This is a genomic window from Zarconia navalis LEGE 11467, from assembly GCF_015207075.1.
Taxonomy (GTDB): domain Bacteria; phylum Cyanobacteriota; class Cyanobacteriia; order Cyanobacteriales; family Geitlerinemataceae; genus Zarconia; species Zarconia navalis.
Map to the genome: position 1 here is coordinate 1 of NZ_JADEXN010000098.1, position 11,909 is coordinate 11,909.

The following is an 11,909-nucleotide window of genomic DNA, read 5'->3' on the forward strand; positions in this document are numbered from 1 at the left end:
CGTCAGTTGCGGGTAGTTCTTGCAAGAATCGATCGCGCTCTTGCCGCAGTTCGATCGTTGCCTGACGGGCTAAATCTTCCAGCGCCAAATTGACTGGAGGACGTTCGAGCAAATCGGCAATTTTTTCGACCGTAGACACCAACCAAGGCAAGCTGTAAGCTTCCCCTAAAAGAATGCCTTCATCCACCAATCCGAGCAATCCTTCCCGCATCGCCTCCGTGGAGACTTTTTCTTGCAGAAGTTTGTCGATGCTTTCCAGGCAGTTTTCAAAATCCGATTCTAGGGCGGTTTGAATCAGTTTAATGCGTGCTCCAGACAAAGAACTCGCAGGTGGGGAAGCCATTTGGGGACTGTGCGCTGTATCCAGAGACGAGTTAAATTCCGTCAGGGCTTTGAGCAGGTTCGGGTCGGCCTCGAGAATTTTGGGTGACTCTTGAGCTGCACCGAGCATATAAGCGAGTTCTTCAAGTCCTTGTTGCAGCAAACCCAACGCCAGTTCCAATTCGACTATTCGCTCTTGGTTCCACGCTTCGAGCAAATCTTCGAGTTTGTGCGCCAGTTGGCTCAACGCGGGCATCTGGGCAACACCCGCCCCCCCTTTGATGGAGTGAGCGGCTCTCATGAGGGCTTTATAATCGGGAGATCGGTCTTCGGCCAGTTGAGCCAATCCCTGTTGCAAAACGCTCAGATAGCCGGGGGCATCTTCTTCTAGAAAGCACTGGCGGGCTTCTTGGGTAATCGATTCGAGAACGGCCGGGTCGAGTGCAAAGCTCATGGGTGTCTTCAAAATTCGTGCGTTAAACATTTGAGTAACGTGCGTTTTGGCCGATGGCCCGGTGGCAAGCGATCGAGAGCGCATCATTCGGAGATCGCCCGATCCCTGGTCAGGAAAGCATTCGAGTCTCCGCGCTTTCCAAAACGTTCGGTTATCGTTCGAGCCGGAATTGAGAGACCGATTCCTGCAAGGAAGTCGCCAGGGTTGCCAGATCTTGCAAGGAAGTCGCCACCGCCTCGGCCTCGGCAGACGTACTTTGAGTGGTGGTCGAGACTTGTTCCACCATCTGGTTGACTCGATCGGATGCCCGAGCTTGGGTGGTAGTATTTTGGGAAATCGATTGTAAGTATCGATCGATGGTTTGAGTGATTTCGGCGAGGCGTTTGAGGGTTTGTTTGGTCTGGTTGACTAGCTCCGTCCCTTCTGCCACCTCCGCTTTCCCCGTTTCCATCGCCTGCTGCACCTCAATGGTTTCTTGCTGGATCGCATCGACGATCTGTTCGATACTGCGGGTGGCTTCTGTTGCCCGTCCGGCGAGGCGGCGCACTTCTTCGGCCACCACCCGAAAGCCCTGACCGTTTTCGCCCGCGCGAGAGGCTTCGATACTGGCATTGTAAGCCAGAAGATTGGTTCGTTCGGCAATACTCGAAATCAGGGTCAGGATTTGCAGAATTTGCCCGAAGGATTCCGTCAGGCGGTTGACTTTACTGGCCGTCTCGTCCACGGCATCGCTAATTTTGTCGATGCTCGTCACGGTCATATCCATGACATCTTCCCCTTCCTGAGCGGCTTTGGCACCCTGCTGGGCGATTTGAGCGGCTTGCTGGGTCGATTCGTCTACCGATCGGATCGAGTCGCCAATTTGGGCGACGGTTTTCAGGGTTTCTTGAGTTTCGGAGGCTTGCATCTTGGCGGTTTGGGAGACCTGCTGCATGGAGGGAGCGTTGCGGGCGGCCAGATCGTTGACTTGGTTGGCAGCCGTTTGCACCTGTAACACCAGATCTCGCAGGCGGCGGATGGTAATGTTAAATGCATCGGCGATCGACCCCACGGACCCTTCGGTCACGGGGGCGTTCACGGTTAGATCCCCCCGCTGGGCGCCTTCAATTTCGAGCAGCAAGTTCACCACCCCTCGCTGCAATTTTTCTTTTTCCCGACGCTGTTGCCCGGCTTCTTCTCGCCGCAGTTGTTCTTGCTGCTTGACCGCGGCGATGTTGGCTTCGATGCCGACCGCCATTTGGTTGAGTTCGCGAGCGAGAATGCCGATCTCGTCGGCGCGATCGCTTGCGGAAACCCGCACCCCGGTTTGACCTCGACCTACTTTTTGGGCAAATCGCGCCAACTCCGTTAGGGAACCGGCGAAGGCTCGGGCAATGGGAATCGCCGCGAAAATGACCCCTACGAGCACGACTCCCCCCACGAGCAAACCCAACCGTTGCTGTTCGGCCACTAGGGTCTCTAAATCGTCGAGGGAGCGACCCACCGATAGCATCCCGATGGGTTTTGCCTCCTGAGGATTTAATTCCTTTTGATGGTTGTAGAGCGGGCGATAGTAGGTGAGGTATTTCTCGTTGCCGATGGTTTCTTCTTGGAAAAGACCTTTACCATCATCGGTGAGTTCTTCGTTCCCTTGGGCGAGCAGGCGATCGAAAAATCCGGGTTCGCGGTCTCCTTGCCCATCGGTTTGGGGGGACTTGAAGGGTCGATCGAGAATGGGGTTCGATACCGATTTTGGGGCTAGGGTTCCCAGAGCGCGAGTGCCATCGCGACCGGGGACGTTGGTATTCACTCGCCAGTCGTAGGCGAAGACGGAAATGGAGTTGGCATCGACGAGTTGTTGGAAGGTATCGAGGAGGGCAAAGTGCCGGTTGTGAAGAACACCGACGATCGCCGTTCCCACCAGTTGATTGTTGAGGGAGATCGGGTATACCACCACCGTGGCCAATCCCGCACTCCCTTCATCGATATCGTAGGTGCCGATGGGGGCCGGGGCGAGATCCGGGCTGCTCGACGACAAGAGAATGGGAATTTCAGCCTGGTTTTCCAGTCCCAACCGGCTTAGAATTTCTCCGGAAACTAGCTCGATGCCTCGCAGGGGTTGTCCGGTCGTCAAAACTTGTCGGACGATCTCGAGATCCCCTAAGTTCGCGTTCGAGGGGGTCTCTATGGCAATAAATTCTGAGGGTTCGATCTCCCGCGTGGGGTTCGGTTGGCGGTAGGCTTCGGGATTGAGAGCCGAATCGTGGATTTTAATTCCTTTGGCGAGGGTGCGTCCGCTGCGATCGGTGAGGATGCGAAAGCTTTTAGTCACGTCAGCGCGGCGATCGCCAGCGGTAATCCCTTGGGTGACCAATGCCGATAAATACCCTTGCCGTTGGGCGATTTGTTTCGGGTCGCTCAAATTAATGCCGTTGGCCCGAACCAGTCGGGCGAGATTTTCCGCTTCGGTGAGGCTATCGTCTTCCGTCCACACCACGTAATCCTCTTCCCAGGATGAGGTGGTGCGTTGGAGTTGCGATCGAAACTCTTGTTCCACTCGAGCTTGGGTGCGTCCGATCAATCCTTGGGTGACGATCGCCACCGGTAAAATCGCACCACTGACGAGCAACACCGTCAGTTTGTTGGTAAAACTCAGGTTGTTCCACTGTTGTTCGATCCCTCGGGGGAACTGGGTGAGAAATCCCGCGCGGACAGAAGTTTTGCCACCATCATCGTCCGTCGAGTTGGCGGACTCCCAGACCCCAGAATTCATTGAAGGTGGAATTTGGGGCGGGGTGTCGGCAATCGTTGCTAAGGCTTTGCGGGCGCTGACACCGTAGAGTCCGGCTTCGTCAGCGGCGGCAATTTCTTCGTAGACTTCTCGCGCTTCGTCGAGGGCCCCGGCTTGTTCTAGACTGTTGGCTTGTAGTAGTTTTTTGAGGAGTTCGTCGGATGCGGTATCGGAATAGTCGGGGGCGATCTTCGATGGGTCGTTCCGATCCGAGGTGGTCGATAGACTGTTGCGCGAGTCGTACATGGTTGAAGTTGGGGGTAGATGAGTCAATCGAGGGGCCGGGTCTGTCTCTAGCTTCAGATCGGAAACCGTCAACCGATCGTCTTACTGAATATGCGTAAATACCGTGTCGAGAAGTTCTTTCGGGGCATAGGGTTTCACCACATAAGCTTTTGCCCCCTGTCGCAGCGCCCAAAAGCGATCGAATTCTTCACTTTTAGAGCTACAAAATACGATGGGAACATCTTTCATTTTGTCGTGTTCCTGAATCATTCGACATAACTCTAAACCACTTTTTCCAGGCATGACAATATCCAATACAATTAAATTGGGTAGCGCGTTGTTTTGTAACCAATTCCAGGCTTCATCGACATTACTAGCGACGGAAACAACAAATCCGGCTTGACCTAAAAGCGCTTTAATCATGGCTTGTTCGGTATGACCGTCTTCAACAACAAATACGCTCTTCATACGTTAGACCTTACTTTTTAAGAGTTTCGTTATTTAATTGAGAATTATAAGCTATCGATTGCGGTCGTTTTGCATCAGCGGTCGTTGCTGCGAACTTGGAACTGGGCCACGGATGATTGTAGGGTATTGGCATCGGTTGCTAATTCTTGCAGCTTTGCGGCCACCCCTTGCGCTTCGGTCGCTGTGGCGCTCGCAATTTTGGCGGCGGTTTCCACGGTTTGGTTCACCTGCTCGGACGCCTCCGTTTGGTCGATGGTATTACGGGAGACGTCTTGAAGGTAGCCATCGATTTGTTGGCTCAATCGAGTCAAATCCTGTAATGTCCTTTTGGTTCGATCGACCAGTCCGGAGCCTTTAACAACTTCTGTCGTCCCCAGTTCTAAAACATCGATCACCTCAGCGGTTTCTTCTTGAATGGTATTGATGAGCTGTTCGATATCTGCTGTAGATTCGCTCACTTGAGCCGCGAGTGCTCTAACCTCGTCGGCTACTTGGCGAAAACCCACCCCTTGTTCCCCCGCTCGCGCCGCTTCAATGCTGGCATTGAACGCCAGCAAGTTGGCTTTCTCGGAAATCCCGGAGATCGATGCCAAAATCTGGGACACTTCTTGGGAAGACTCGGCCAGACGCTTGGCTTTTTTAGCCGTGTTGGCGACGGCGCTGCGGATCTTATCCACGACCTCCACCGTTCTATCCATGGCCGTATCGCCGGTTTGGGCCGCATTGGTGGCTTGGCGGGCAATGGTGGCTGCTTCTTGGGTCGTCCCGGCCACTTGTCGGATCGACTCGGAAATGCCGACCACGGTGCGAAGGGTATTTTGCAAGTTCTCGGATTGAGCGAAGGTGGCGCTGGAAAACTCGAGAACGGAGGTTTGGCTGGTTTGGGCCTGCTGCGTCACCCTCGAGGCGATAGTATTGACCCGCTCGACCAATTGTTTTAGGGAACCGAGGGTGGTATTAAACGCATCGGCGATCGCCCCCACTTCTCCGGCAACTGTCGGCACTTGAATGGTTAAATCCCCCGCTCGCGCGCCTTCGATGTGCACTAACAAATCCATCACTTGTTGCTGGAGTCGTTCTTTTTCTTGGGTTTGCTTTTGGGTATCTTGGGTTCGTTCCCGTTCGACAATTTGCATTTGCCGTTCGCTTTCTCCCATGCGATCGGCAATGTCCTGGAGTTTTTCCGCCAGCACGGCCACTTCGTCGGCGGTGGTCGTCACGCTCAGTTGAGCTTGGGTATTGCCCAAGCTCAGGGCACGGGTAAATCGCACCATCGATCGCAAGTTCAACTCTAACGATCGGATAATGGCGTAAGCGATCGGCAGCAAGGCCAGGGCGGTTCCCGCACCCACGGCCAAACCGAGGAATCTGGCTCGAACGACCCGTTCGTATGAAATTGCATTGGGCGCGGCTGCCGTTTCCGACTCGGCGACGGGACGCTCGAACCACACGAGGGTTCGCTCGAATGCTACCACCGGGACGATCGCCGCCACGGCTAAGAGGATTTTGAACTTCAATCCGACGCTGAGGCTCTTCCACCGCTCTCGCGCCCAATTGAAGCCCAAAATTCCCGTCGAGTTCCCCTGGGGTTTTCCCGTGGGTGGAAAGGAGGCGACCGAGTTGAGGTAGGCATTCTCGCCCCCCGTGGCGGTGAGGGACGAGAGATCGCCGGGGGATTCGGACGCATCGAAGTCGCTCTCGGGCGGCAGGTTGTCTAGAGCTTTTTTGGCGCTCGCTCCCCAGACGCTCGAGACATCGATGGCAATGATTTCTTCATACAAGATTCTCGCACCTTCTAAGTCTCCAGCTTGTTCTAAGCTATTGGCTTGTAGGAGCTTTTCCAGCAGTGGATCGTCAGCTGGATCGAGAGGGTTAGCGGGAGGTTCTGGGGAATTCATCCCATTGGCGGTGGATTCGGTCGGGTCGTCTGGAGCTGAACTATTCAAATTAGGCTGGCGATCCATGGTCGTTTTCTCGCTCTTATTCGATCGGTCGGCGGACAGGTGGCGATCGTGACCTCAAAAGCAACCGCAGCACTATTCTTCAGGCCGCAGAGGTCGATAATTTAGATGGGATTTGCCTCAGTGTAGAGAGTGTGAAGCAGGGCTGTGGGGTTCAGTATAGCAATTCCTGAGTTTTCGTAATAGGCAAGATCGACTAAAATCGGTCGCAACCTGGATTTGAGACGCTTGCGAATCGGTTTGATCTTGGGCGGCGTAAAGATTCCTTCTAACTCTTCGACGATACAAGCCACGGACTTGGGACTCGTTTGCTTGTCGGGTACGGCATCCGAATCCGCTGGGATCAAAGAAATCGCTGCGAGCTTGCGATTTGGGGGCGCCGACAGTGGCTCTAATTCTAAAAAATGACTCAAATCTAGCACCCAGGTTAGAATACCTCGTCGGTTCACCACCCCCAATAATCCCGAAGGAACTCCAGGAATCGGGCAAATTAAGCGTCGATCGATTTGCAGAACCGTTTCAATTTGGTTCAAGGGCACAGCTAGTTGTACCGAACCCGAAACTCGAACTCTAAAATAATCCTGGGCCATCCTGATATTTAATATTTATGCGATCGCGGCTTGCCGATCGGCTGTACGCGCACTGTTAACAATTTTCGATTTCATCGGCGAGGCTTGGTTGCCGAGCTTTGGGGACCACAGAAAACGGGTTCGAGCGACTTTACCCTCTCTATAAACCCATCTAAGTTTCCGATGCCAAGCCTTGGAGAACTTTATGGATGTATCCTACCAAGTTATCGGGGTTAAAGGGTTTGGTTAGATAATAATTTACCCCCAAGGTTTTGGCTCGAATTCGATCGAGAATGCCGTCGCGACCGGTCAACATGATAATGGGAATATCCCGAAGTTGCCGGGACTGGCGCAACATACTACAAAGTTCGTAGCCGTCGATGTCGGGCATATTCACATCCATTAGAATGGCGGCGGGTTTTTGACGCACCAGGGAGGTTAAGGCTTGGGCGGGTTCGGTAATGCCCAACACGTCAAACCCGTGAATTTCTAGAATCCCTTTAACTTGTTTTTGAATGGTTTTGCTATCGTCGATACAGGCGATCGTCTGCCGGGGTTCCGTGTCGAGGGGTGGGGGCGAAGTCTCCCGCGCGGGGGATTCGGCGCGCGGCGGCGACTCGGTGATTTCCCGTTCGAGAACGACCACCAACCCCGCACTCACCAACGGCTGCACCCAGGCCACCAGATTTTGAGCCGACACCTTCAACAAATAGGAGATCTGATAGACTGAAAGCTGCTTTCCGAGCAAATGCATCAACCGCATGGCAAAGCGCTCCCCTTCTTTTTTGCCTTTAAACTGGTAGGGATACTGTTGCCACAACTCTCGAAACGCCGATTGCTTTTCCGGCTCGAGGTAGAGGCGAGAAAAAGGCGAGGGCAGTGTCTTTCGCCACTGCTGCCATTGCAGCGCCATTTGCCACAGGGGAGAGGGAATTTGTGTCAAAGGCGTTTCGATCAGAATCGGTTCGATCTTGCGGGTTTTGTTAAACTCAACAGAGGCTTTGGGCAGGGCAAGGGTTTGGACGATCGCCTCCAAGCTCAGTCGCATCAGCAGTTGGCGCAGGCGAGCCATGGGCAATCCCGAACTGTGCCACCACTGACAAACGATCGTATACTCGTTCTCTAGTTCGGGAAACTTCAGTTCGCAAAGTTCGGGCTGGATGCTGCGAACCAGACACCGCAAGCGCTCGGCTTTTCGTCCGGCACTGGTGGCATAGGTTAATTGACCCCGGCGAACGTAAAGGTTCCAACCGATCGTTGGGTCTAAAGGATCGTGAAACGTCATACACCCGGAAATTCCCTTAGCAACGATATGTTTGATCGCTTTACGGGGGTAGGTCACAACTCCCGGTCTGCTTTGAGTTGTTGAGGTTGGGGAAAGATTGCCCGTCATAGTTGCTAATCCGAGTTATGGTAGTAGAAGCTACCTGCAACGTTAGCTCGTTATTCTACGCGCTTGTAGTTGTCAGGACACTCACCGGTTGAGTGCAAGAGGTCCGATCGCACGAAGGCGCAAAGCACAAAGGATGGCAATGCTCTTGTGACCTACGTTGGCTCAACGAGCGATCCGCAGGCTTCAGAGTGCTGCTAGAACCCGAATCCTTCGAGTTGAAGGCGCGCGCGCAAGACGAAACGTTTAAGAGCGGGTCGATTCCAATATTGCGAAAATTTGTAACTACTAGCTTGAGTCAGTTTATCGCAGTTGGGAAGATACAAGCAATGTACAATAGATACACCACTTGAAGCTAAAGGCTGACACCACAAATCGTCGATTGCAAAAAACGTTTTAGCTCTTCTAGCTTTCGATGAGCCGCTTGGGGTGCGAAAAATAAAAGTCGGTCGTATTTTTCTACGGACGGCTTCGAGAGACTTGGGGAGTAAGATCGAATCCGGTCGAATAACCGTAATTGGGGTGTAAAGCTGGGAAAGCAGGCGTTGCTGGGGGAAACAGCGACTCGTGGAATTTGCGCGCCTTGCGGTCAATTACCCGGATCTGACCGGATCTGATATGAAAGATATGAATTGGGGATATCGCTCGTGCCCGATGTTGGGGTTTGAGTGGTTGGGTTGAAATCTTTGCCAAATCGCGCGTTTAAGTTCATGATGAATCGATTCCCGTCTTCTGGGATTTTGCCGTCTTACCGAGAGGCAACACCCCCTCGAAGCTCTTTCGAGTTTGCGTCCCGATCGCGCCAATCGAGGCGATGGTGGTGTCGGATCGGTTTTACGCTTGGGGTCGCGGCATCGGTGGTGGCGATCGCGGCATGGCGATGGCACGCCGAGTACGTCCCCATTTACGAAGGTCGGTTCGAGCTGCTGCTCGATGGTTCTGCAGTTCCGGAGGGGGCATTGCCGGTGGTTCCTCAAACTCTTACATCCGGTGGAGATCGCGCCACGGCGATCGCGTTACTCGAGCGATCCAAACTTCTGTCTGAAGCCCTGTCCCAACTCAAACGCCCGGAACTCGCGCCCCAGAACTGGCCGGAGGGATTGAGTCTCGATCGCATCGACCAGACCCAAATTGTGGAAGTGCGCTACCGCAACCGAGATCCCGAGGTCGTGCTGGCGATGCTCGATGCCCTAGCCCAAACCTACCTCCAATCCGATCGCAGCGCTCGTCAAACTCAGTGGGAGCAGTTGTTCGCCTACGTCGAGAGTCAATTGACGCAACTGCAAGCCCAAAAAGAGCAGCAGCAGGGCGAACTCCAAGCGTTTCAAACCCGCTACGCCATCGATCCCGAAATTCAAGTGCCCCAAGTCCTCGAACGGCTGAGCAAACTCACCGAAGACCGCAGCCAGACGCAGCGGCAACTGACCGAAGCACAAACCCTACCAAGCCATTAAAACCCAACTTCAAGATGTCGAGAGCGAAATTGCTCGGGAATTGACTCGGTTTCAGGAAGGAACCCCGCCCATTCAAGTGTTGCGAGACGAGCAAAAGAATCTCGCGGTGCAGTTGCAAGGCGAAGCGCGCAATATTTTGGGGGCGGAATTGGCGACATCCAAACTTCCTTCAGATGGCGAGGAACCCAATCCCGTTCGCTTGGCGCTAACGGGGCAATTGGTGGAATCAGCCAACCAAGTCCAAGTGCTGAAGGTGCATCTTGAAGCTCTATCCACCCAGGTGGGGGAAATTCAGGCGCAAGTGCAGCAGTTTCCGGGGATGATGCAAGACTATGCCAACTTGCAGCAAGCCCTCCAAGACACCACGAAGCAGTTGGAGGAACTGACGAGTCAGCGCGCGGCATTGCAGTTCCAAGCCCGAACGCAATCTCCATCGTCGATCGAAATTGTGGCCGAACCCGATCTTCCTCGCGACGACTCTCGTCGCCCCCTGCCTCTGCCGGAAAAAAGGATACCCTTACCCGTGGCGATCGCCGGATTGCTGGGACTGGGGTTGGGCATTGGGGTGGCAATCGCTTTGGAACGCCTCGATACGCGGTGGCGATCGCCCCGCGAGGTTGCCGAACTCACCCGCCTGCCAATGCTCGCCCTGGCGCCGAAAACGAATTTTCGCCGTTCTGCTAGGGGTTCCTATGCATTTCAGGCGGCGTTTCGCGCTCTTTGGAGTCGTTTGGTGGAAATGAGCGATCGCCCGTTGAAATCGCTAGTCGTGCTGGCACCGGACTCGGGTGCGGGAACTTCAACGATCGCCCGCCACTTCGCGATCGCCGTGGCTGCTTCGGGAATGCGGGTGCTGTTGGTGGATGGGAACTTGCGTCATCTCACCCTCGATCGCCGGACGAACGCTGCCAATCGTCCGGGTTTGAGCGATGCCATCCTCTCCGATCTAAATTTTAACGAGTCCATCGAGCGATCGCCTTGGAGCGATAATGTTTTTATTCTAGGTGCCGGTCGCGTGCATTCCGATCCCTCCCTACTGCTGGCATCGGTCAAAATGAAGGAAGTCGTCGTTCAACTGCGGGAGAGTTTCGATCTGGTCGTTTACGATACTCCGGCATTGCGGCAATATCCCGACGCTCAATTACTCGCAGCACTGACGGATGGGGCGATCGTGGCGCTGAGGTTGAATCGGACTCGGCAAATGCCCACAATGCATGCCTTGGCTCAGTTACAGGCGGGGGGAGTTCCGGTATGGGGAACGATCGCCAACGGTACGGATGAAATGGAGGCGATCGCCTACAGTTGCGTCCACCAAAACGATCGGAATTTAGAAGAACGGATGCTCGAAGAAACATCCTCGATCGAATCTCAGCAGCGATAAGATAAGGGTTTCAGGACAGGACAAAGCGGAGATGGGGAGACGCGGAGATAGAGGAAATCTAAGTCCGCGTCTCCCCATTCCCCAGATGTCTAATACAAAGCAGGAACGGGTGTTGCCAACACTGCGGCAGTGTCTTCCCCTTGCAATACCGCCAACTGTTCGAGTAGCTGGGATTTGACAACGTGGCGGTACTTAAAGAAATGTTCCCCCATCCCCAACACCACAAGATACTCGTAGAGCAGTTGGGGTTTCTTGAGGGCGATCGCCCCCAGTTGCCACCAGAAACGGAACCGGGTGGAACGCAATACCCCCTGCCGCCAGCAAATTGCTCGCAACAGTCGCCACTCGTGCCAGGTGAAGGGGCGATCGTGTTTCCCCCGCCAGTTTTTCATTCTCATGAAGTGGCTGAAAGTGCGCTTGAGATAGGGGAGGGGTTCGTAGATGTGCCAGAAGGCTTGGATATATTCGCGGACGATTTCTTCGACGGGGCGGGTGGGTACGAAGTTCATAATCGATCCTTGGTGGATTGTTGCCAACCCATCGCGCAACCGTCCCTCGCTTTTGAGACGCTGCCACAAGGCGGTGTTGTGGAGGGCTTGGAGCAAACCGAACATCCCTTGGGGAATGCCCGTCTCTTCGATAAATGCCCGAATTCGCCCTCCCGCGCCGGGGCGTTCGTTGTCGAAACCGAGGATAAATCCGGCCATGATTTGCAATCCTCGTTCGGTAATTTTATGGCAAGATTCGATGAGGTCTTGGCGGGTATTTTGGAGTTTGTGAATGCCGACCAAACTGGTAATATCGGGAGTTTCAATCCCCATGAATATCTTCACGAAACCGGCTTTGACGAGTAAATCGATCAGTTCTTCGTCTTCGGCAAGATTGAGGGAGGCTTCCGTGAGCAACACAAAAGGAT

General features: G+C 54.1%; 9 protein-coding genes. 2 read left to right on the top strand and 7 right to left on the bottom strand.

The genetic code is table 11. The features are described from left to right. The 6 genes from IQ235_RS07280 to IQ235_RS07305 form a co-directional block, all read right to left on the bottom strand. A partial coding sequence (locus tag IQ235_RS07280; RefSeq protein WP_264320822.1) for an Hpt domain-containing protein occupies positions 1-775 on the bottom strand: 775 nt, incomplete at its 3' end. A 151-nt stretch (positions 776-926) separates the two neighbouring features. Further along, positions 927-3,863, bottom strand: a complete 2,937-nt coding sequence (locus IQ235_RS07285) for a methyl-accepting chemotaxis protein (protein WP_264320823.1) — start codon at positions 3,861-3,863, stop codon at positions 927-929. A gap of 9 nt (positions 3,864-3,872) precedes the next feature. Further along, a complete protein-coding gene (locus IQ235_RS07290; RefSeq protein WP_264320824.1) occupies positions 3,873-4,238 on the bottom strand; it encodes a response regulator transcription factor in 366 nt (121 codons plus the stop codon). A 74-nt stretch (positions 4,239-4,312) separates the two neighbouring features. Then, positions 4,313-6,202: a methyl-accepting chemotaxis protein gene (locus IQ235_RS07295; RefSeq protein ID WP_264320825.1), complete on the bottom strand. Its 1,890-nt coding sequence runs from the start codon at positions 6,200-6,202 to the stop codon at positions 4,313-4,315. A gap of 101 nt (positions 6,203-6,303) precedes the next feature. Then, positions 6,304-6,789 (bottom strand): chemotaxis protein CheW, encoded by a 486-nt coding sequence (locus tag IQ235_RS07300; RefSeq protein ID WP_264320826.1) that lies wholly within the window; start codon positions 6,787-6,789, stop codon positions 6,304-6,306. A gap of 151 nt (positions 6,790-6,940) precedes the next feature. After that, positions 6,941-8,161, bottom strand: a complete 1,221-nt coding sequence (locus tag IQ235_RS07305) for a response regulator (RefSeq protein WP_264320827.1) — start codon at positions 8,159-8,161, stop codon at positions 6,941-6,943. A gap of 707 nt (positions 8,162-8,868) precedes the next feature. Between IQ235_RS07305 and IQ235_RS07310 the strand changes: the two genes are divergently transcribed. Then, positions 8,869-9,612, top strand: a complete 744-nt coding sequence (locus IQ235_RS07310) for a GumC domain-containing protein (protein WP_264320828.1) — start codon at positions 8,869-8,871, stop codon at positions 9,610-9,612. A gap of 40 nt (positions 9,613-9,652) precedes the next feature. Further along, a complete protein-coding gene (locus IQ235_RS07315) occupies positions 9,653-10,993 on the top strand; it encodes a tyrosine-protein kinase domain-containing protein (protein ID WP_264320829.1) in 1,341 nt (446 codons plus the stop codon). Between the two features lie 89 nt (positions 10,994-11,082). Here IQ235_RS07315 and IQ235_RS07320 read toward each other — a convergent pair. Next, the coding region (locus tag IQ235_RS07320) for a DUF4070 domain-containing protein (RefSeq protein ID WP_264320830.1) at positions 11,083-11,909 on the bottom strand (827 nt) is incomplete at its 5' end.

Excerpts from the sequence above, each read along its gene's own strand:
- IQ235_RS07290 (WP_264320824.1), bottom strand. The coding sequence starts at position 4,238 with ATGAAGAGCGTATTTGTTGTTGAAGACGGTCATACCGAACAAGCCATG.
- IQ235_RS07295 (WP_264320825.1), bottom strand. The coding sequence starts at position 6,202 with ATGGATCGCCAGCCTAATTTGAATAGTTCAGCTCCAGACGACCCGACC.
- IQ235_RS07300 (WP_264320826.1), bottom strand. The coding sequence starts at position 6,789 with ATGGCCCAGGATTATTTTAGAGTTCGAGTTTCGGGTTCGGTACAACTA.
- IQ235_RS07305 (WP_264320827.1), bottom strand. The coding sequence starts at position 8,161 with ATGACGGGCAATCTTTCCCCAACCTCAACAACTCAAAGCAGACCGGGA.
- IQ235_RS07310 (WP_264320828.1), top strand. The coding sequence starts at position 8,869 with ATGATGAATCGATTCCCGTCTTCTGGGATTTTGCCGTCTTACCGAGAG.